Raw genomic sequence first — 20,375 nt, forward strand, 5'->3', positions numbered from 1 at the left:
CAGTTCCTTGAAACGCACCAGGAACAACACCGCCTGCTGGCCGTCGATCATCCGGTGATCGTACGAGAGCGCAACGTACATCATGGGGCGGATCTCGACCTTGCCGTTGATCGCCACCGGGCGGTCCTGCGTCTTGTGAAGACCGAGGATCGCTACCTGCGGATAGTTGATGATCGGCGTGGAAAGCAGTGAGCCGAACACGCCGCCGTTGGTGATCGTGAACGAGCCACCGGTGAGGTCGTCCATCGACAGCTTGCCGTCGCGCGCGCGCTTGGCCACGGCCGCGATGTCCTTGCCGATCTGCACGATGCTCTTCGTATCCGCGTCCTTTACGTTCGGCACCACGAGGCCGGCGTCGCTGGCCACCGCGATGCCCATGTTCACATAGTGCTTGTACACGATCGTGTCGCCGTCGATCTGCGCATTCACGGCCGGGTAGGCCTCGAGCGCGAGACAGGCTGCCTTCACGAAGAACGGCATGTACGACAGCTTGACGCCCTGTTCCTTCTCCACGCGCTCCTTGAGACGCTCCCGAAGGGCCGTGATCACCGTCATGTCGATCTCGTTGAACGTCGTCAGGTGCGCCGTCTGATGCTGTGACAGCAACAGGTTCTCGGCGATCCGCTTGCGACGCGTCGTCATCTTCTCGCGTGTCTCGCGCGTGCCCGACGGCGCCACGACAGCCGCTGGCGCCGCGGGAACCGGCGCTGCCGGTTTGGCCGGCGCCGAGATCGCGGCCATCACGTCCGGCTTGGACACCACCCCACCACGCCCGGTACCGGCCACGTCTGCCGGGTTGATGCCGGCTTCCGTCGCGAGACGCGCCGCGGCCGGAGACACCTTCACGTCAGCGCTTGCGGTCGGAGCCACCGCGGGCACGGGAGCCACCGCGGCCACCGCCACCACCGGAGCCGCCGCCTGGACGGCTGGGGGCGCTACCGCAACACCAGCGCCGGCCGTGATCTCACCCAGCTCGTCGCCCACGTTCACGACGTCGCCTTCACCCCGCATCCGCCTCGTGAGCACGCCGGCTTCGAGGGCCGGCACTTCGACGGTGATCTTGTCGGTCTCGAGCTCAACGAGCGTATCGCCGGCGGCGACGGTATCGCCCTCGTTCTTGAGCCAACGGGAGATGGTCGCTTCGACGATGGATTCGCCGAGCGGCGGAACCTTGATGGACGACATGTGGCGTGACGGTCGTAGTGAACAATCGGGGGGAGTGTAATTCCCGCAATATAGGTCTCGGACCGCTTGGAGAGGGGTGGGCCGCCATTGACGTCCTGCACTCCCATTCCCGAGCGGAGCAGAGGAGATTTCAAGATAACGTCCCCCTCTTCCAGAACCGCCATGACCATGCGTGCCCTGACAATCGATGCTCACGGCGGACTCGAGCAGCTGCGCGTTCGCGACGACCTGCCGTTGCCGGCGCTCGAAGGCCCGCACAGCGTGCGCGTGCGGATCAAGGCGGCCGCCATCAACCGCCTCGATCTGTGGGTGCTGGGCGGTATTCCCGGGGTGAAAATCCAGCCGGGATGGGTGCTGGGTTCCGATGGCGCGGGCATCATCGATGCCGTCGGTGACGCCGTGCAGGGCATCGCTCCGGGTGATCACGTCATGCTCAATCCCGGTCTGGTGGACCGGAGCTGCCGCTGCGAATACTGCCGCGACGGCGATCAGCCGCTTTGTCTCACCTACGGCATCATGGGCGAGCACCGCCACGGCACGATCGCCGACTATGTCGTAGTGCCTGTCGACAACGTGCGGGTGATCCCGGATACGATCCCTTTCGAGACGGCAGCGGCGTTTCCCTTGGCCACGCTCACGGCCTGGCGCATGATTACGACCCGCGCCCGGGTGCAACCTGGTGAACATGTGTTGATCTGGGGGATTGGCGGCGGCGTGGCACTGGCCGCCTTGCAGATCGTCAAACGCCTTGGCGCTACCGCCTGGGTGACCTCGGGAAGTCCCGAAAAGTTGGCCCAGGCTCAGGCGCTTGGCGCCGATCACCTGCTCGACCACCGGCAGGCCGATGTCGGTCGTGAGGTGCGCGCTCGCACGGGCAAGCGCGGGGTGGACGTGGTGATCGACTCCGTTGGCGAGGCCACTTGGTCGCAGTCGCTGGTCGCGCTTGGCAAGCGGGGGCGTCTGGTGACTTGCGGCGGCACCAGCGGACCGCTCGTGCAGCTCGACGTGCGCCGGATGTTCTGGAATCAGTGGACGCTGATGGGGTCCACCATGGGGAGCGACGCCGAGTTCGATGCCATGACCGCTCTGTTTCGGGAGGGGCATCTGATGCCACCAGTCGACTCCGTCTGGCCGATTGAGGAGTCCGCCAAAGCGTTCGAGCGACTGTCCTCGGGCGCGCAGTTCGGTAAGGTCGTCGTACGTCTGTGAGCGAAACGGCGCGCTACACGTCGGCCGAGGAAAGGGCCATGCGCGAGACGGTGCAGAGCGGGGAGATCCCTCTCTGCCCGCGCTGCGCGGTGCTGATGACGCAGCGGGCGATCGGCGGCGGCTCGTTCGGACTGGGCTACCACCGGCAGCGGGAGTGGCTGCTCTGCCCGCAGTGCCGCCGCAGCGTCATCTTCGACGTGAAGCGGGGAACGCGACTCTGAGTCGGCCTCCCCTGTCGCGATTTCCTCCGTCGTGACGGCTGTTTCGCTACTTTGCAGCAGGTCCGCAGGCACCCCCTCTCCATTCGACTTTGTTACAGCAACAGTTTCCCGACTCTCTGCAGCTCGTGGCCGCCGCGACGCAGACGGATTCGGGTCAGGCCGCACTGACGTCCACGTTCACGGAACGTCTCGAGCAAAGCTTTGCGCTGCTCGGGGAATTCGTGCCTGCGCTGTTCGGCGCGCTTGTCATTCTGTTCGCCGGCTATCTCGTGGCGAAGGTGATCGAGAAGGGCACCGCGCGCTTGCTGCGCCGCATGCAACTCAATCAGCTGCTCGAGCGCGGCGGCGTGATGCAGGCCGTCGAACGTTCGGGTTCGCATCTCAATCCGGCGAAGGTCATCGCGAACCTGCTGTTCTGGTGCGTGATGTTCGCAGTGCTGCTGGTGGCCGCGAATGCGATCGGTCTCGAGTCGCTCGCCAACGTCTTCTCCGAACTCGTGAGCTACATCCCGAGCGTGATCGCGGCGATCGTGGTCATCATCCTCGGTATCGTACTCGGTGGGTTCGTGGGTGGCCTCATCATGGCGTCGGCGGGCGGGCTGCACGGCGGTCCGTGGCTGGCGCGCACGGGGCGCGCCGGTGTGATCGTGCTCGCGGTGTTCATGGCGTTGCAGGAACTTGGCATCGCGACCGACATCGTCACGACGGCCTTCGCCATCCTGTTCGGCGCGGTCGCGCTGGCGCTGTCCTTGTCGTTCGGTCTGGGTAATCGTGAACTCGCGGGTGAAGTCACGCGCGAGTGGTATCAGCGGTATCAGGCCGAGCGTCGCGCGATCGACGCCGAAGCGGCCGCCGATGAGGCGGAAGAGTTGGCGGAGGAGACGTCGGAAGACGAAACCGCCGAAATGCCGATGCCCGAGCCGCCGGCCACGGTGGTGAAGACGCCGGTTGCGGTCAAGGCACGTGAGTTCGAAGAGAGCAAGCATTGATGACCGTGAAGTGCCGCATGTGGATTGGGCTGTTGATGGCGCCGCTGTTGATGGCGCCGCTGTTGGTACCGCTGGCCGGGGCTGGCGCGCAGTCGGGGGCGAAGGCGATGCGGAAGGCGATGCGGAAGGCCGTGCCCGACAGTGCGGCCGTGGCTACGGCCGCTGCCGATGTATTCCTGGCGGCCGAAACGCGCGGCGCGGTGCAGCGACTGAACACGTGGCGTCGCGAGTATCTCGCCCGCGCGTCGTGGGCCGATCTGGGCGACCGGTGCAATCCCGGCGCGTTGCGGGCGTTCGCGAGGGACACGACCCCGGAGCTGCAGCAGTCGTTGCAGTCGCTGGTCGAGCGGATGGAGCAGACGATCGTGTTGTACGGCGCTGGCCGGCCGTTGGCGGCCTCGGATTCGCGGGCGTTGTTGCGTGTGATCGTGGGCTGGGAAGCGGGGATCGATCGACCACGCTGGGATGAAAACGGTGCCGGCGTGCATCGCGCGGTGGCGACCGGACTCACCGGTGACGTCCCGGATCCGACCAAGGACGGATGTCTGCCGTCGCCGATCATGAGCGACACCGTAACCTTCGTGGTGCCTGGCTTCCGCGACATGGAGTTTCCGAAGGCACCGCGTCCGCGGGTAAAGGCCTATTTCGGTCCCGCAGCGCAAGCGCGAGTCCGCAACGAGTTCTTCACCGCGGTGGGTAGCAACACACCGGAGGCCGAGCTGTCGTATATCGTGGTCGCGCCGATGGTGATCTGGCAGGACTACGCGATGGTTGGTGTGAACCGTCCGCGGGAGCGCGGCGGCTTCGAGCTCGCGTCGGGCAGCAATGGCGGGGCGGCGTATCTGCTGCGCCGCGTCGGTAGCGAGTGGCGGCTGCTCTCGATCGTACGCAGCTGGGGCTCCTGAGTGCGAGGCGCTCCCGCGCCGTTCTTGGAGTGAGTTTCTAAGTCGTTGAATTGCATAAGTTTACGCTGGGAAGACCGCGTTGTTTTTGCAGCTCAGGTCGTGTATATTGAAGGGCTGTCGATCAAGTCTCGGATCACGACTCTCCTGCCCGCCGTCACATGACTGCACCGAACGCCCGCGAACGCATCCTGCCGCGCCTCATCGATGAGGAAGTCAAGGAATCGTTCATCAACTATTCCATGAGCGTCATCGTATCGCGTGCACTGCCCGACGTACGCGATGGGCTCAAGCCGGTGCATCGCCGCGTGTTGTACGCGATGAACGAGCTCGGACTGTTGCCGGGGCGTCCGTTCAAGAAGTCCGCCACAGTGGTCGGTGACGTGCTTGGCAAGTATCACCCGCACGGCGACAGCAGCGTGTACGACGCGCTTGTGCGCATGGTGCAGACCTTCTCGCTGCGCTATCCGCTGGTGGACGGCCAGGGCAACTTCGGCTCGATGGACGGCGACAACGCGGCCGCGTATCGCTACACCGAAGCGCGACTCACGCGCATGTCGGTCGAAATGCTCGAGGACATCGACAAGAACACCGTCGATTTCGCGTCGAACTTCGACGACCGCCTCCTGGAGCCGCGCGTCCTGCCCTCGGGCGTGCCCAATCTGCTGGTGAATGGTTCGTCGGGTATCGCCGTCGGTATGGCGACGAATATTCCGCCGCACAATCTGCGCGAAGTCGTCACCGCCGTGATCACCATGATCGACAACCCCGAGCTCGAGGGCGCCGCGCTGCGCGCGATCGTGCGCGGCCCCGACTTTCCGACCGGCGGCTACGTCTACGGTCGAGCCGGGATTGCCGACTACCAGGACACGGGACGCGGCCGCATCGTGATGCGGGCGAAGGCCGTGATCGAAGAGAAGGAATCGACGGGCCGCTCGCAGATCGTGGTCACGGAAGTGCCGTATCAGGTGAACAAGGCGAAGCTCGTCATCGACATCGCGGAGCTGGTGCGCGACCAGAAGCTCACCGGGATCAGCGCGTTGCGTGACGAGTCCGATCGTGACGGTATCCGCGTGGTCGTGGAACTCAAGCGCGACGCGATCCCGCGCGTGGTGCTCAATCAGCTGTACAAGCACACCGCGATGCAGAGCACGTTCGGCGTGATCATGCTGGCGCTCGTGCCCGACGTGAACACGCGTCAGCTCGTGCCGAAGGTGCTCACGCTGCGCCAGTGCATCGGGCATTACATCGAGCACCGCCATGAAGTGATCGTGCGGCGCACGCAGTTCGATCTCGACAAGGCGCTCGAGCGCGAGCACATCCTCGAAGGACTCAAGATCGCCGTCGACAACATCGACGAAGTGATCCGTATGATCCGCGCGGCCGACGATACGCCCACGGCGAGTCTGCAGCTGCAGGCGCGCTTCGGTCTCTCCGAGCGACAGGCGGAAGCGATCCTCAACATGCGTCTCGCCAAGCTCACCGGCCTCGAGCGCGGCAAGCTCGAGGAAGAGCTCGTCGAAGTGCGCGCGTTCATCCTCGAGATGCGCGGCATCCTCGAGTCGCGTCCGCGCCGCATGGGTATCATGAAGGGCGAGCTGCTCAAGCTGATGGAGACGTACGGCGACGAACGCCGTACGGAAATCGTGAGCGACGAAGGCGAGTTCTCGATCGAAGACCTGATCGCCGAAGAAGAGATGGTCGTGACCATCTCGCACAACGGCTACATCAAACGTACGCCGCTCTCGCTGTACAACCGCCAGGGGCGCGGCGGTCGCGGCAAGGCCAGCGCCGATCTGAAGGAGAACGACTTCATCGAGCGCTTCTACGTGGCGAGCACGCACACGTACATGCTCATCTTCACCGACGATGGCCGTTGCTTCTGGCTCAAGGTGCACGAGTTGCCGCAGGCCGGCCGCAATACGCGCGGTAAGCCGATCGTGAACCTCATCAACGTCACGCCCGATACGCATATCCGCGCGATCGTGCTCACGCGCGAATTCAGTGACACCGAGTTCCTGCTGTTCTGCACGCGCAAGGGGACGGTCAAGAAGACGGCGCTGTCGCAATACAGCAATCCACGCTCGAACGGCATCAAGGCCATCAAGGTCGAGGAAGGCGACGAGCTGATGGACGTGCAGGTGACGTCCGGCAGCAACGACGTCGTGCTCGCCACGCGCCACGGGCTCTCGGTGCGCTTCCACGAGAGCGATGTGCGGGAGATGGGCCGCGACACCACCGGCGTGAAGGGCATCGAGCTGCGTCCCAAAGATCAGCTGGTCGGCATGGTCGTGATCAAGCGCGAAGCGACGCTGCTCGTCGTGACCGAGAAGGGCCTCGGCAAGTGCAGCGAAGTGAGCGAGTATCGCGTGCAGAAGCGTGGAGGCAAGGGCATCCTGACGCTCAATCGCACCGTCAAGACCGGCGACGTGGTGGCCCTCATGGAAGTCGTGCCGGAAGACGAGCTGATGCTGATGACGCGTCAGGGCGTGGCGATCCGCTCACGCGTGAGCGAGATCCGCGTCACTGGCCGTGCGGCACAGGGTGTGAAGCTGGTCGCGCTCGACGAGAACGACGTGGTGCAGGCGGTGGCCCGCGTGATTCCCGACGATAAGGACGAGGTGGATGGTGTCGAAGGGACCGACGGGAATACCCCGGCCGGAGAATTGGCGCTCGAGGGTGGTGGCGACGCGTGATGAATAGCGCACGCTGATGCCCGTCTCCCGGATTCTCGTCGCGGACGACGATGTGGCCGTCCTCGAATCTGTCACCTGGCTGCTGCAGGAAAACGGATACGAAGTAATTCCCGCCAATGGCGGGATGGCCTGTCTCGAACAGCTCGAGAAGCGCGCGCCCGATCTGCTCCTCCTCGACATCCTGATGCCGGATGCCGACGGATGTCAGCTGCTCGAGCGAATCAAGAGCGAAGAGCGCTGGCGCGATTTGCCGGTGCTCATGCTGTCCGCGCAGCCGCCGGAAGAAGCGTCGGTGCGGTCACTGGGATTGGGAGCGGCCGATTTCATTCGCAAGCCGTATCGCCCGAAGGAGTTGCTGGCGCGCGTGCAGGTCCAGCTGCGTACCGGCGCCATGCTGCGTTCCACCCGAATGGCGCTGGTACGCACCGAAGAAGCTCTGGTGCGCGCGCAGCAGGATGCCGACAGCCGTCGAAAGCTCGTGGACATCCTGCACGAAGTGACCGGTGATTTGTCGGTCACCGAACTCTTTCACCTGCTCGTTCGCCGTGCGGCACGTGCCTTGGGCGTCTCGCACTGCTCGGTGGTACTGGCACGGCCGGGCGACGCCCAGGCGGTGGTGGTGGCGGCGTTCGAAAACCTTGGGCTGCAGCATCTTACGATCCAGCTCGATCGCTATCCGGAATTGAAGGCGGCGCTCGAGTCGGGTCAGCCGGTGCTGGTGGAAGATCTCGATACGCATCCGCTGTACGAAGGGGTGCGGCACGTGTGGGGTATCGAAGGCATCGAAGTGCCGATCCGCTCGGTGATCGCCCTGCCGTTCACCGTCGATCGCGGTCAGTACGGCGTATTTCTGGTGCGCCGCACGCGCGACCAGGATCGCTTCGGACCGCACGATCTCGAGTTTGCGCAGGCGGTGATCACGGCCGCCGTGGCGGTGATTCAGCGCGCGCAGATGGTCGAAAGCACGATGGCCGACAACGCGCGACTCGAACAGCTCGCGCAAACGGATCCGCTCACACAGCTGCTGAACCGCCGCGCACTCACCGAGCGAATCACCGCAGAAATGGAGCGCGCGCTTCGCTACGACTCCACGATGGCCCTCCTCATGATCGATCTCGATCACTTCAAGAAGGTCAACGATACCTACGGCCACCTCGTCGGCGACGACGTGTTGCGCGACGTCGGCCGACTGCTGCTCGACACCATTCGCGGCAGCGATATCGTCGCGCGCTACGGCGGCGAGGAGTTTTTACTGTTGCTTCCGGAAACGGATGAGGCTGGCGCAGTGTCGTTCGCCGAACGCGTTCGCGCGGCCGTCGACGAATACGAGTTTGCCCGAGGGGGAGAACATCCGCCGCTCAAGCTCACGGCCAGTATCGGCGTTGCGGTGTTTCCAGCGGCGCGCATCGAGAATGTCGAGGACCTGTTCTCGCGCGCCGACGCCGCGCTCTATCGCGCCAAGGCCGACGGCCGCAACCGCGTGCGGCAATAAAATTCGGTTCGTCGTTGTTTCGTGTGGGTGACGCTCGCCCCAACGGCCCGCTGCGTTGCCGCACCGAACATGGCCGCTGACATGCCGCAGCCAAACGACAAGAACCTGAAGAACAACGCGCGGTATTCCGTCGTCTCGCGCGGCTCCAATCCGCGTCGTGTCGGCCGGGATTCACCCACGCAAAATCCCAACGAGCCAAATACATGAAGGCGGCCTATTGTGTAGTGACCTGTCGGTAAGAGACCTCTGCGCCTCTGCGTTCTCCGTTTCTCTGCGTGATCCGTTCTCGAGCGACCCGAGCAATGCCGCCAGTAAGCTGCCGCTGAACAGATCACCCGTCGACGGACACTCTGCTGAACTGATCACGCAGAGGACGCGGGGGCGCCGAGGACCAGTCCAAAATAAATGGCTCGTCGGGGTGAGGTGTGGGTAAATCTCGGCCCAAACGCCAGCGGTGTTGCCTCACCGACGATGGCCGCTACCATGCTGCGGCCAAACGACAATCACCTGTGGTTTATCCGTGCGTTTCAGCGGCCGGTCGTGGTGACGCGGTTCTCAGACGAGTCGGCCGAGATTCACCCTCACGAAACCCCGAAGAGTCAAAATTCAGTGTTGCACGGGCCGGTGTTCGATCATCGTGCACCGGTCTTGCACCACGTCGATGCCGGCCTTGGCGAGTCTCTCCGACACGTCGGCGTCGTAAATACCCCGCTGCATCCAGACCACCCGCGGCTTGGCGGCCAGGATCTCGTCGAGGTGCTGGGCCACATCGCCCGATCGGCGGAACAGCAGTACCATATCGGCCGGCGGGGTTACGGAGCGGAGTGAGCGATGGACGGCGGCCCCCAGGATTACCGTGATATCCGGGTAGTACACAGGCACCGGCACGATCTCGTAGCCCGCGCGCTGCAGGTATTCTGGCACGTAGTACGCCGGCCCACCGACGATGGCCGGTTTGATGCCGATCACGGCGATCCGATGCACCGACGAGAGCACGGCAGTGAGTTGTGCTGCGTGCTCCAGCAGATGCGATCGCCATTCGGTCGCTTCGGTCCCTTCGGTCGCTTCGGTCGCCGCAGGCGTTAGCTTTTCGTCCATACACACTCCCCCCTCTCTCGAAATTGCTGGAGCCACTCGTATGCGCATGCTTGTACTCGGCGCGGGGCTGCAAGGCACCGCGTGCTCGTATGATCTGCTGAAGAATCCGTCGGTCACGCAGGTGCTGCTGGCCGATGTTCGCGTCGGCGCCCTTCCCGCGTGCCTCGCGCCCTTCATCGGCTCGCGCCTCGAGGCGATCGCGCTCGATGTCCGTGATGCCGACGCCGTTCGCGCGATCTTCTCCCGCTGCGATGCGGTGATGAGCGCCATCCCGTACTACTTCAACGCCCCGCTTGCCGCCCTCGCCGTGGAGATGGGCGTGCACTTCGCCGATCTCGGTGGCAACACGGAAATCGTTCAGGAACAGAAGAAGCTTCACGAAGCTGCGAAAGCCAAGGGGATCAGTGTAATCCCCGACACCGGTCTCGCCCCGGGCATGGTCAACGTGATCGCCCAGCACGGGATCGATCAATTCGACACGGTGGAGAGCGTCAAGCTATTCGTGGGCGGACTGCCCCAGACGCCGGAGCCGCCACTCGGCTACCAGATCGCCTACTCCATCGAAGGCATGGTGGACTATTACACCACCGAGTCGCTGGTGGTGCGAAATGGGCAACCTGCCCATGTGACCGCGCTCTCCGAGCTCGAGTCGGTGCGGTTCGCTGAGCCGGTGGGTGAGCTCGAGGCATTTCACACGGCCGGTGGCCTCTCGACAATGGTGTACCGCTACGCCGGCGTCATTCCGACCATGGAGTACAAAACGCTGCGCTATCCGGGGCACGCGCGGATCATGGCGGCGATCCGCGATCTGGGCCTGCTGGGCAACGACGCTGTGGACGTGAAGGGACAGCAGGTCGTACCGCGCGATGTGTTCGTGCGCGTGGCCGGTGAAAAGCTGCGTAAGGGCAAGCCCGATCTCGTTGCGCTGCGCGTGGTGGTGCGCGGTACGAAGAACGGCGCCACGAGCACGCGTTCGTGGGAGGTGCTGGATCGCTCCGATACGGAGCACGGGATTTCCGCGATGATGCGCACCACTGGCTACACGCTGTCGATCACCGGGCAGCTGCAGGCCAGCGGCGCGATCACCGCCGGCGTGCATACGCCTGATGAGTGCATTCCCGCTGAGCGCTACTTCGCCATGCTCGCCGAGCGCGGCGTGATGGTGACGGAGCTTCCGGCCACTGCCTGAGCCTGTGTGTTCTCGCAGGCATTCCTACGCGAGGGCAATCAAGCGGACACCACCTATGCTGGTCCTGTTCTTCGCGTGCCTTCGCGATCTTCGCGAGCTTCGCGTGAACCTGCTGGCCTTCCGATCGCTCCGTAGCAGCCGAAAGCACCGCGGTATACGCGAAGATCGCGAAGGCACGCGAAGCACAGCGAAAAGAGGCACATCAGCACCGTACACCGCTCCGATCTCGAAACGATGGCACATTCGGCATCACGTTCTGAATTCGCCGATCAATCCGCGCACGCGAAGTGACGCCGTCTGCAGCATCTCGGCAGTGGCGGACACTTCCTGCGCGGAGGCCGATGTCTGCTCGGTGCTGGCCGCCACCTGCTCGGCTGCCGCCGCATGACCCTCGGCGGTGTCGCGGACGCTGGTGAGTGACTTTTGCACAGCTCCCAGCGACTGACGGTTCGCATTCACCGCCGTGGATACGCGCGACGCGGCTCCTTCCACCTGTGTCACGGCGTGTTCGATGCGTGACAGCGCCTCGCCGACGCCCTCGGCCACCGTTTCCACGTCTTTCAGGCGATTCGCGCCGGAGTCGACGGCGCTCGATGCGCTGGCAATGCGTGCCCGGATGCGCTTCACGTTCTCGGTGACTTCGTTGGCTGCGTTCGCACTCTGCTCGGCCAGCGCGCGCACTTCCTGCGCGACTACGGCAAAGCCACGACCGGCACTGCCAGCGCGCGCCGCCTCGATCGCGGCGTTGAGGGCCAGCAGGTTGGTCTGCGTCGCGATCTCCGAGATGACATTCACGAAGTCGTCGATGACACTGGTCGCGTCCTTCAACGAGACCATTTCGGCGCGCGACGCCGTCACTACTTCGCGCGCACCGAGCAGCGTGTCGATCGCCAGCTGCACCTGGTCGCGCGTGCTATTGGTCGTGCCGCGAATTTCGCGTCCCACGCGATCGGTTTCCTCCGCTGCTTCGCCGATCGTGGCGCCGACCTCTGCCAGCTGCTTCACGGTCAGGCTGGCATTATTGAGCGCGCTCAGCTGCACGGTCGCGCCATGCGAAATGTCCATCACGGCTGTGGTAACGTGCTGCGACGACGCGGCTGCTGAAGACGCCGAGGCGCTGAGCTCACTGGCGGCGAGTGCGACCTGATCGGCCTCGTCCTGTACGCGGGACAGCAGCCGACGCAGCCGCTCGCGCGCCTGCTGCATCGCGTCGACCAGCTCCGCATACTCGCGCGCGACGCCCGACGCGCGCAGGTCGGCGCCAGGATCGCGCAGATCACCGGCACCGATCGCCATCATCTCATCACGCAGACGCACCAGCGGATTGGTCACGGCGCGCGCGGTGGAGAGCCCGAAGAAGGCCGCCACGCCGAATGCGGCCGCGACAACGACGGCGAGTAGCAGCTCGGCACGCCAGAGACCATCGCGCATGCGATCCATCGAGTCCTGGGCGCCGTTGCGGGCAACGCGACGGAGCGCCTGCAGCTCCGTCTCGATCGCGTGCATGTCACGACTCGTCTGCTGCAGCACACGTTGCGCGTTCGCTTCATTGCCGACCACCTGCCAAGCGCGGGTGACCGCAATGCGGACCTCCATGGCGGCCTGCAGCGTACCGATCGCTTCGAGTCGCTGGCGCTCGTCGGTGCGCAGCATGCCTTGATTCAACGCGTCGCGACGAAGCTTCCCGGCTTCGGCCACGAGCGTCGTGTACTGCGCTTCGTCCTCGAGTGACCGACTCGTGAGATACCTCAAGCCGGCGACCAGCTCACGTAACACGGTGGTGGTGGCCTGTTCGGTGAACTCGGAGCGATCGGCAAGCGCGCGCACCGTCGCTTCCGCTTCGGAATTACTGCGATTCAGGCCATACCAGCCCAGCACGCCGGCCGCGAGCAGCAGGCCGATGGACGTGCCGAAGCCGGCGATCAGACGGACGCGAATGGTGGCGAGTCGAATGACGGCCATCAGTCGGCTCCTCCATCAGGCGTGCCCGTGCTGTCCGCCGCGGCGTCGGTCTTTGCGCGCACGCGGTCCACGCGGACGATGACGACGCTCCGTCCCTTGATGTCGTGATTGCGCTCGAACGCGATGCGTCCGGCCACGCCGTCCACTGACGGTGCACCGTTGCCGATCTTCTCGAGGGCGATGCGCAGTGCGGCCCTCGTGCGTGCACCGCTGATGATCGTGCGTCCCATGACGATCGCGGCGTCGTAGGAGAGCGCGGCGAACATGTCGGGGTCCTGCTTGAAGCGTTCGCGGTAGCGCGACAGGAACCAGAGCGCCTCGGGGCTGGTGGCGCGATCGGCGCGGAAGAACGCGACGTAGCGCGCTCCGATCGCGTCGGCGTCCTGGTTGATCTGCTCAACGCCGTCGCCGCCGATAAAGGGAGCGGTGACGCCGTGCGCCTTGAGGGCGCGAATAAAGGCGAGTGCATCGTTCGCATCACCCGGGAAGAGCACGACATCAGGGCGCTTCCTGGCGAGTAGCTGCGCGTAGGCATCCCACTCGGCGACGCCCGTCAGGTATGGCTCGCGCGCGATCACGGTGGCGCCGTTCCTCTTGAACGCCCTCGCGAAGGTGCTGGCCCAGTCGCGTCCGTAGGAATCGTTGCGATAGACAATCGCGGCGCGCTTGGCGCCGAGGGAATCGAGCGCCCACTGCGCGGTGAAGCGTGCCGCGTCATTGTCGCTGGGGGCCACCCGGAAGAACCAAGGGCTCACGCCACTGAGCTGCGGCGACGACGCGGTCGGTGAGATAGCGACGACGCCGTTGGCACCGGAATGCTCGGCGTCGGCGTAGACGGGGATCGCCTCGATGGTATTCCCACTTTCCGGGTGTCCGACGACGGCGATGATGTCAGGGTCGGCGCTGAGCTGCTGGGCGACCTGGACCGCGCCGATCACGCCGCGTTTGGGGGTACGGCTGCGAAAGCGGAGGGCGGAGGCAGCGTTGAGGCGCTCGACGGCCAACTCGACGCCGCGGACGACGTCATCGTATCCAGGGCTCCCTGGGATGGCACCAACGCCGATCAAGATCGTGCCGTCGCCGCTCTTCCTGGGGCCGTCCGAAGCGCGACAGGCGGCCAGCGAGAGCAGGAGGAGCAGGGCGAGCGCGGCGGCTCGCGGCGGGACGGCACATCGGTTCTGGATCACGAGCAATAGACGATCGGGTGTCTGGCGCGGAAACGGGTTTGGCCCCTTCTGGCGCAAGCGCGGCGTCGGCGCGCTCATGTGGGCGTCCAACTTGTGCAGATCGGACCCGATTCGGACTCAGAAACCAGCAAAAATAAAGAAAGACAGTTACCTGTATTCCCAAAGATCGGCGAAGTCTGGACGCGATGCTCGGATTTGCTTGCGGCATCCCGAAACGTCGGTTTAGCATTCGCCATGCGATCACATGATCGGCCTTTCAGGATCGCGCGCGACTGCGCGCTCAAGCTTCAATCCATTCTCTCAGGAACCGGCATGGTTGGCACGTTCCGCCCGCGGCGCCTGGCATCCGTCGCGCTGCTGGGCGCTCTGGCTCTCGGGCTTGCAGCGTGCGGCGGCGACTATCCGAATTCGACGTTCAATCCGAACTCGGACTTTAACGCTGATATCGATGCGCTTTGGGACACGCTGCTCTTTTGGGGCACGCTGGTCTTCATCGGTGTCGAGGCTGCTCTCGTCTACACGATATTCAAATTTCGGCGTCGTCCCGGCAGTGGCGTGCCCAAGCAGGTGCATGGCAACACCGCGCTCGAGATTACGTGGACGGCCATTCCCGCCGTGATCCTGATCTTCATCGCGATCCCGACGGTCCGCACGATTTTCAAGACGCAGGCGAAGGCGGTGCCCGAGGCACTGCAGGTCGAGGTGATCGGGCATCAATGGTGGTGGGAGTTCCGCTACCCGCAGTACGGCATCACGACGGCCAGCGAGCTGTACCTGCCGAACGGCCGCACCGTGAACTTCCAGCTCAAGACCGTCGACGTGTTGCACTCCTTCTGGATTCCGCAGATGGGTGGCAAACGCGACTTGATCTCGAATCGGACCAACTATCTCTGGTTCACGCCGAACAAGGACCTGCCGTCTTCAGCGTGGAATGGTTTCTGCGCCGAGTTCTGCGGCCCGTCGCATGCGAACATGAAGTTCCGTGTGTTCACGGTGACGCCCGATGAGTTCGGGCAGTGGGTGGCGCATCAGAAGCAGTCGGCAATTTTCCCGGCCGTCGCGCTGATGCCGGCGGCAGCGCCCGCGCTTCCGGTGGCTCCGGTGCCGTCGGGCACGGGCAGCACGCCGCTGTTGCAGGTGGCTGCCGTGAGAACGCCGGCCGATACGTCGGCGCCAGCCGCGCCGGTGCCGGTGTGGGTGTTCCCAAGGGAAAAGCTCGAGAAGAACTTCGCCTACACCATTCCGAAGACGCCGCTCACGAACCAGATCAGCTTCGACGCCGCGCTGCTCGGGAAGGGTGATGCGGAGCGTGGCCGTCAGTTGTACGGCAAGTCGAGCTGCATCGGCTGTCACGCGATCGCCGGCACCCCGTTCAACATGGCGGCGGTCGGCCCGAACCTGACGCACATGGGTTCGCGCTATACGATCGCCGGCGGTCTCTATCCCAACGACACCAAGCATCTGTCGTCCTGGATCAAGAGCGCCCCGCACATGAAACCCGGTTCCATCATGCCCTCGCTTGGCAAGGGCGTCACGGATCCGAAAACCAAGATGGTGGTCAACGTCGGCGGTTTGACCGACGCGGAGGTCGCGGACATCGTCGCGTACCTCCAGGCCCTGAAGTAAGTCACCGTCACCGCTGACCAACGACACCGATGACAACCATCGCTGCCGCGCCCCCGTACACCGAAATCAAGACCGTGCCGTCTACGAATGGCGTCTGGTCTTGGCTCACCACGGTGGACCACAAGCGCATCGGGGCGCTCTATCTGATTACCGGCTTGTTCTTCTTCGTGGTCGGCGGCCTCGAGGCCGCTGTGCTCCGTGCCCAGCTGGCGACACCGAATGGCAATCTCATTTCGTCCGAGATGTACAGCCAGCTGTTCACGATGCATGGCACGACGATGATCTTCCTCGCCGTCATGCCGCTCTCGGCGGCGTTCTTCAACTTTCTGATCCCGCTGCAGATCGGCGCGCGCGACGTCGCGTTCCCGCGATTGAACGCGTTCTCGTACTGGATCTACCTGCTTGGCGGCATCTTCATCACGCTGCCGATCTTCTGGTCGATGGCGCCCAATGGCGGGTGGTTCGGCTACGCGCCGCTCAGTACGAAGGCGTACTCGCCGCAGCACAATATGGATTTCTGGGTGATCGGCTTGCAGATCCTCGGCATTTCCTCGCTGGCGGCCGGCTTCAACTTCATCACCACGATCATCAACATGCGGGCGCCCGGCATGACGCTCATGCGCATGCCGATCTTCACGTGGATGTCGTTCGTCGTGCAATTCCTGGTGGTGCTCGCCTTCCCGGTGATCACGATTGCGCTCGTGTTCTTGCAGTTCGACCGCTTCTTCGGCACGAACTTCTACACGATCGCCAAGGGTGCCGACCCGCTGCTCTGGCAGCACCTTTTCTGGGTGTTCGGTCACCCCGAGGTCTACATCCTGATTCTTCCGGCCTTCGGACTCGTATCCGAAGTGTTGCCTACGTTCTCCCGCAAGCCGCTGTTCGGGTACCCCGTCATGGTGTACTCCGGGATCCTGATCGGCTTCCTCGGCTTCGGCGTGTGGGCGCACCATATGTTCTCGGTGGGCATGGGCCCGATCGCCGACGCCGTGTTCTCACTCACGACGATGTTGATCGCGATCCCGACCGGCGTGAAGATCTTCAATTGGATCGCCACCATGTGGGGTGGTCAGATCCAGTTCACGGTCGCGATGAAGTTCGCCGTGGCCCTCGTGGCGATGTTCACGATGGGCGGTATCTCGGGTGTGATGCACTCGTCGCCACCGGCCGACTTGCAGCAGACGGACACGTACTTCGTGGTCGCGCACTTCCACTACGTGCTCTTCGGCGGTTCGGTGTTCGGTCTGTTCGCCGGTATGTACTACTACTTTCCGAAGATCACGGGCCGCTTCCTGTCGGAGAAGCTGGGTAACTGGCACTTCTGGATTTCGCTGGTCGCCATGAACCTCACGTTCTTCCCGATGCATTTCAGCGGCCTCCTCGGTATGCCGCGACGGATCTATCGGTACGACGAGGGTCAGGGGTTCGACCTGTTCAATGCCATCTCGTCGGCCGGGACGCTGCTGCTCATGATCGGCACGCTGTTCGGCCTGATCAACGTCTGGAAGAGCTGGCGGAATGGGAAAATGGCGTCGAGCAACCCGTGGGGAGCCGCGACGCTGGAGTGGACGATTCCGTCGCCGCCGCCCGACTACAACTTCGCCGACCTGCCGCAGGTGAAGTCGCGATACCCGCTCTGGAACATGAAAGGCGGTGAGAAGCTCGTGCACGAAACGACGTACGAAGAGGAGAAGGACCGACACATTCCCACGTCGCAGGAACTCGGTATCATCATGCCAAATCCGTCGATCTGGCCGTTGGTCACGGCTTTCGGGTTGCTCGTGATGTTCGGCGGGCTCCTGTTCATGGACGGAAGTGTCCCGCTCGCGGTCGCGGTCATGCTGACGGGTACGGCGCTCTGGGTCGGCTCGCTCTACAATTGGCTGCTCACGCCGCTCGAGGATCACCATTAAGATGACTGCCACTACGGTACCGACCACCGCCGCGCACGACGACGGCCACTCGCACGGCGGCGGCCATCACACGTCGTTGGGACTCGACAACCGCAAAGTCGCCATTTGGACCTTCATCGGTTCCGAATGTATGCTTTTCGCGTCGTTGATCTCGACCTATCTGATCTACAAGGGAAAGAGCCCCGAAGGCCCGTTCCCGCACGAAGCGTGGACCAGCCCGACCACGGGCGAAGTGTTCAAGCCGATCCTGAACATCCCGGTCACGTCGGCCTCGACGTTCGTGCTGCTCATGTCATCGCTGGCCATGGTGCTCGCGTTGGCTGCGGTGCAGAATCGCGACGTGCCGAAGCACACGGCCTGGGATCGGATTCTCGGGTCTTCGAAGATCTGGCTCTGGGCTACCTGCTTGCTTGGTATCGGATTCCTCGGCTTTCAGGCGTACGAGTTCACATCGTTCGTACACGAAGGGCTCACGATCCGCACAAACCTGTTCGGCTCGAGCCTCTTCACGCTCACCGGATTCCACGGCGCGCACGTAACCGCCGGTGTGCTCTGGCTCTTCACATTGCTGGCGATCGACTACAAGCGTGGTCTCAAGCCGTCGGATGCCCTCCTCGTCGACATCTGTGCGCTGTACTGGCACTTCGTCGACGTGGTGTGGATCGTGATCTTCACGCTTATCTACCTGATCAAGTGAGGCGGTGATGGCTGACCATTCCCCGGCTGCTGGACACGCCCACGACGAAGCGCACCACCCGACCTGGACGACGTACTGGAAGATCGCCGTGATCCTCACCGTGATCACCGCTGTCGAAGTCTCGGCCTACTATATCCCGGCGTGGGAAAACAGCTGGGTGTACGTGCCCAGCATGCTGATCATGTCGGCGGTGAAGTTCTGGATCGTCGTGATGTATTACATGCACCTCAAGTACGATCACAAGCTGTTCCGCGCGCTGTTCACCGGACCGCTGATCGTGGCCGCGATCACGTTGGTCGGGCTGCTGTTCCTGTTCTCGAAGCTCGTGCTGCGGCTTGGCCTGCTCAGCTAACCGCTGCGTGTCCACATGATCGCGCTTCTGCTGCACCCCTCGGCCCAGCTCAGCTGGTCGAACTTCACGGTCCATCCCAGTACCGCGATCGGCATCGCGGCGATCGGGGCGGCCTACATGTGGCGCGTGCGACAGGGGCCGTCGGCGATGGACCGCGTACCCGTCACGGTGCCGGACATGGCGCAGGCGACCAGCGCGCAGCTCGATGCCGCCGCCGCGCCGCAGGGGCCCACGCCCGGCCAGCGGCTCAGCTTCTTCGCGTCGCTCCTGCTGCTGTTCCTGACCCTGAACGGGCCGCTGCACGACCTGAGCGACTTCTACCTGTTCAGCGGGCACATGGTGCAGCACCTGATCCTCACGCTGATCGTGCCGCCCCTGATGATCATCGGCACGCCGGGCTGGATACTGCGTCCGTTGCTACGGAATCCGGCGGTGTTCGCCCTGGCCCGCAAGAGCACGACGATCGCCGCCTGCTTCATAATCTTCAATGTGGTGCTTTCGTTCTGGCACCTGCCGCCAATGTACAATCTGGCGCTGGCGAATCACCCGATTCACATCGTGCAGCACCTGATGTTCATCGCCACGGCGGTGCTCATGTGGTGGCCGCTCACCTCGCCGCTCCCCGAGCTGCCGCGCGCGCCGTATCCGGTACAGATGCTGTACTGTTTCGTCATGGTCATCCCGATGTCGATCATTTCGATCTACATCGCGATGGCGGAGACGTTGCTGTATCCCGCGTATGCCGTTGCCCCGCGCATCATGGGGATCACGCCGATGATGGACCAGCAGTACGGCGGTCTGATCATGTGGATTCCCGGTGGCGTCTTTTTCTATGCGGTGATGACGGTGGTGTTCTTCAAGTGGTCGCAGCGCGGCGAAGATGATCAGGCCAGCGCGCAAGTGGGTTGGGTCCCCTCACCGGACGCGCTGACCTGATGGCCGGTAAGAAGTCGGTCGCCAGGCGTCATGTGGGCAAAGACGCGCCCAAGGTCGCCCCCAGGAAGAACGCCGCGGCGGCCGAAAAGAAGTTCGGCAAGGCCGCGCGTCAGGCGGCCGAGAAGGGCGGCAAGAAGCCGGGCGCGTGGCGCGACGCCGAGCAGCCACGCGTGTCGCTCGCCGCCGCGCCGACGCCGCCCGAAGCCTTGGGCACCGTAGCCGTGACGGTGTCACGCACAATCGATGCGTCGCCCAGCGAAGTGTTCCGCGCCTTCAACGACCCCAAGCGTCGGCAATGGAGCGGCACGCTGGGATATCGCGTAGTGAGCGCCGTCGCCCCGCGCTTTCTGCGTCTCATGATGCACGATGGCACTTTGGTGAGCGTGTCTATGGGCCGCAAAGGCAACGCTCGCTGCGCCGTGGACCTCGAGCACTCGCGGTTGCCGAACGCCAGTGAAGGCGAGCGGATGAAAGCGGAATGGAAAGACGGAATGGCGAAGATGGCGGAGCAGCTGGACGGGTTTTAGAACTGCTTACTGCGCCAGGAATAAACTGCGCCAGGAATAAACTGCGCCAGGAATAACGGGCGCCAGGAATCGGAAGCGAAACGACAAACGGCGTGAACAGCGAGCGATCCTTCCGCTCTGACTGCCACGCCGTTCGCCGTTCCCGCCGTTCATTCCTGGCGCCCCTTATTCCTAGCGCTCCCAATTCCTAGCGC

General features: G+C 64.0%; 17 protein-coding genes. 13 read left to right on the top strand and 4 right to left on the bottom strand.

All coding sequences use genetic code 11. The annotated features are described in order from the left end of the window. A partial coding sequence (gene odhB / locus ACESNG_RS20435; RefSeq protein ID WP_373070597.1) for a 2-oxoglutarate dehydrogenase complex dihydrolipoyllysine-residue succinyltransferase occupies window positions 1–1,185 on the bottom strand: 1,185 nt, incomplete at its 3' end. 162 nt (window positions 1,186–1,347) lie between these two features. Between odhB and ACESNG_RS20440 the strand changes: the two genes are divergently transcribed. The 6 genes from ACESNG_RS20440 (at window position 1,348) to ACESNG_RS20465 (ending at window position 8,694) form a co-directional block, all read left to right on the top strand. Then, window positions 1,348–2,394, top strand: coding sequence for a zinc-binding dehydrogenase (locus ACESNG_RS20440; protein ID WP_373058764.1), 1,047 nt, complete (start codon window positions 1,348–1,350; stop codon window positions 2,392–2,394). After that, window positions 2,391–2,615, top strand: a complete 225-nt coding sequence (locus ACESNG_RS20445; RefSeq protein WP_373058762.1) for a hypothetical protein — start codon at window positions 2,391–2,393, stop codon at window positions 2,613–2,615. The genes ACESNG_RS20440 and ACESNG_RS20445 overlap by 4 nt, the downstream gene beginning before the upstream one ends. Window positions 2,616–2,740: 125 nt before the next feature. Continuing rightward, window positions 2,741–3,604, top strand: a complete 864-nt coding sequence (locus ACESNG_RS20450; RefSeq protein WP_373070599.1) for a mechanosensitive ion channel family protein — start codon at window positions 2,741–2,743, stop codon at window positions 3,602–3,604. Further along, window positions 3,604–4,509, top strand: coding sequence for a hypothetical protein (locus tag ACESNG_RS20455; protein ID WP_373058758.1), 906 nt, complete (start codon window positions 3,604–3,606; stop codon window positions 4,507–4,509). Before ACESNG_RS20450 ends, ACESNG_RS20455 begins: the two co-directional genes overlap by 1 nt. 158 nt (window positions 4,510–4,667) lie before the next feature. After that, a complete protein-coding gene (gene gyrA / locus ACESNG_RS20460) occupies window positions 4,668–7,202 on the top strand; it encodes a DNA gyrase subunit A (RefSeq protein WP_373058756.1) in 2,535 nt (844 codons plus the stop codon). Window positions 7,203–7,218: 16 nt separating this feature from the next. Next, complete coding sequence (locus ACESNG_RS20465) at window positions 7,219–8,694, top strand: diguanylate cyclase (protein WP_373058754.1); 1,476 nt, start codon at window positions 7,219–7,221, stop codon at window positions 8,692–8,694. 606 nt (window positions 8,695–9,300) lie between these two features. Here ACESNG_RS20465 and ACESNG_RS20470 read toward each other — a convergent pair. Then, on the bottom strand, window positions 9,301–9,792 hold the full coding sequence (locus tag ACESNG_RS20470) for a CoA-binding protein (protein ID WP_373058752.1): 492 nt from the start codon (window positions 9,790–9,792) through the stop codon (window positions 9,301–9,303). 40 nt (window positions 9,793–9,832) lie between these two features. Between ACESNG_RS20470 and ACESNG_RS20475 the strand changes: the two genes are divergently transcribed. Further along, on the top strand, window positions 9,833–10,981 hold the full coding sequence (locus ACESNG_RS20475; RefSeq protein ID WP_373058750.1) for a saccharopine dehydrogenase family protein: 1,149 nt from the start codon (window positions 9,833–9,835) through the stop codon (window positions 10,979–10,981). A gap of 249 nt (window positions 10,982–11,230) precedes the next feature. Here ACESNG_RS20475 and ACESNG_RS20480 read toward each other — a convergent pair whose 3' ends face one another. Continuing rightward, on the bottom strand, window positions 11,231–12,943 hold the full coding sequence (locus tag ACESNG_RS20480) for a methyl-accepting chemotaxis protein (RefSeq protein WP_373070601.1): 1,713 nt from the start codon (window positions 12,941–12,943) through the stop codon (window positions 11,231–11,233). Beyond that, window positions 12,943–14,208, bottom strand: coding sequence for an ABC transporter substrate-binding protein (locus tag ACESNG_RS20485; RefSeq protein WP_373058746.1), 1,266 nt, complete (start codon window positions 14,206–14,208; stop codon window positions 12,943–12,945). Before ACESNG_RS20485 ends, ACESNG_RS20480 begins: the two co-directional genes overlap by 1 nt. Before the next feature lie 234 nt (window positions 14,209–14,442). Between ACESNG_RS20485 and coxB the strand changes: the two genes are divergently transcribed. Genes coxB through ACESNG_RS20515 form a run of 6 tightly spaced genes read left to right on the top strand, consistent with a single transcriptional unit; the run spans window position 14,443 to window position 20,181 of the window. Continuing rightward, window positions 14,443–15,756 (top strand): cytochrome c oxidase subunit II, encoded by a 1,314-nt coding sequence (gene coxB, locus ACESNG_RS20490; protein WP_373058744.1) that lies wholly within the window; start codon window positions 14,443–14,445, stop codon window positions 15,754–15,756. Window positions 15,757–15,785: 29 nt separating this feature from the next. After that, complete coding sequence (gene ctaD, locus ACESNG_RS20495; protein ID WP_373058742.1) at window positions 15,786–17,669, top strand: cytochrome c oxidase subunit I; 1,884 nt, start codon at window positions 15,786–15,788, stop codon at window positions 17,667–17,669. A gap of 1 nt (window position 17,670) precedes the next feature. Then, window positions 17,671–18,366 carry a heme-copper oxidase subunit III gene (locus ACESNG_RS20500; RefSeq protein WP_373058740.1) on the top strand — a complete coding sequence of 232 codons (696 nt, stop codon included), beginning with the start codon at window positions 17,671–17,673 and terminating at the stop codon, window positions 18,364–18,366. A gap of 7 nt (window positions 18,367–18,373) precedes the next feature. Beyond that, complete coding sequence (locus ACESNG_RS20505; RefSeq protein ID WP_373058738.1) at window positions 18,374–18,718, top strand: cytochrome C oxidase subunit IV family protein; 345 nt, start codon at window positions 18,374–18,376, stop codon at window positions 18,716–18,718. A 15-nt stretch (window positions 18,719–18,733) separates the two neighbouring features. Next, window positions 18,734–19,654, top strand: a complete 921-nt coding sequence (locus ACESNG_RS20510) for a cytochrome c oxidase assembly protein (RefSeq protein WP_373058736.1) — start codon at window positions 18,734–18,736, stop codon at window positions 19,652–19,654. After that, window positions 19,654–20,181 (top strand): SRPBCC domain-containing protein, encoded by a 528-nt coding sequence (locus ACESNG_RS20515; RefSeq protein WP_373070603.1) that lies wholly within the window; start codon window positions 19,654–19,656, stop codon window positions 20,179–20,181. Before ACESNG_RS20510 ends, ACESNG_RS20515 begins: the two co-directional genes overlap by 1 nt. Window positions 20,182–20,375: the final 194 nt, after the last annotated feature.

It is taken from the genome of Gemmatimonas sp., assembly GCF_041689975.1.
Lineage (GTDB): Bacteria > Gemmatimonadota > Gemmatimonadetes > Gemmatimonadales > Gemmatimonadaceae > Gemmatimonas.

What these genes read in the sequence shown, in the direction of transcription:
- ACESNG_RS20440 (WP_373058764.1), top strand. Translation starts at nt 1,348, where the DNA reads ATGACCATGCGTGCCCTGACAATCGATGCTCACGGCGGACTCGAGCAG.
- ACESNG_RS20455 (WP_373058758.1), top strand. Translation starts at nt 3,604, where the DNA reads ATGACCGTGAAGTGCCGCATGTGGATTGGGCTGTTGATGGCGCCGCTG.
- gyrA (WP_373058756.1), top strand. Translation starts at nt 4,668, where the DNA reads ATGACTGCACCGAACGCCCGCGAACGCATCCTGCCGCGCCTCATCGAT.
- ACESNG_RS20465 (WP_373058754.1), top strand. Translation starts at nt 7,219, where the DNA reads ATGCCCGTCTCCCGGATTCTCGTCGCGGACGACGATGTGGCCGTCCTC.
- ACESNG_RS20470 (WP_373058752.1), bottom strand. Translation starts at nt 9,792, where the DNA reads ATGGACGAAAAGCTAACGCCTGCGGCGACCGAAGCGACCGAAGGGACC.
- ACESNG_RS20475 (WP_373058750.1), top strand. Translation starts at nt 9,833, where the DNA reads ATGCGCATGCTTGTACTCGGCGCGGGGCTGCAAGGCACCGCGTGCTCG.
- ACESNG_RS20480 (WP_373070601.1), bottom strand. Translation starts at nt 12,943, where the DNA reads ATGGCCGTCATTCGACTCGCCACCATTCGCGTCCGTCTGATCGCCGGC.
- ACESNG_RS20485 (WP_373058746.1), bottom strand. Translation starts at nt 14,208, where the DNA reads ATGAGCGCGCCGACGCCGCGCTTGCGCCAGAAGGGGCCAAACCCGTTT.
- coxB (WP_373058744.1), top strand. Translation starts at nt 14,443, where the DNA reads ATGGTTGGCACGTTCCGCCCGCGGCGCCTGGCATCCGTCGCGCTGCTG.
- ctaD (WP_373058742.1), top strand. Translation starts at nt 15,786, where the DNA reads ATGACAACCATCGCTGCCGCGCCCCCGTACACCGAAATCAAGACCGTG.
- ACESNG_RS20500 (WP_373058740.1), top strand. Translation starts at nt 17,671, where the DNA reads ATGACTGCCACTACGGTACCGACCACCGCCGCGCACGACGACGGCCAC.
- ACESNG_RS20505 (WP_373058738.1), top strand. Translation starts at nt 18,374, where the DNA reads ATGGCTGACCATTCCCCGGCTGCTGGACACGCCCACGACGAAGCGCAC.
- ACESNG_RS20510 (WP_373058736.1), top strand. Translation starts at nt 18,734, where the DNA reads ATGATCGCGCTTCTGCTGCACCCCTCGGCCCAGCTCAGCTGGTCGAAC.
- ACESNG_RS20515 (WP_373070603.1), top strand. Translation starts at nt 19,654, where the DNA reads ATGGCCGGTAAGAAGTCGGTCGCCAGGCGTCATGTGGGCAAAGACGCG.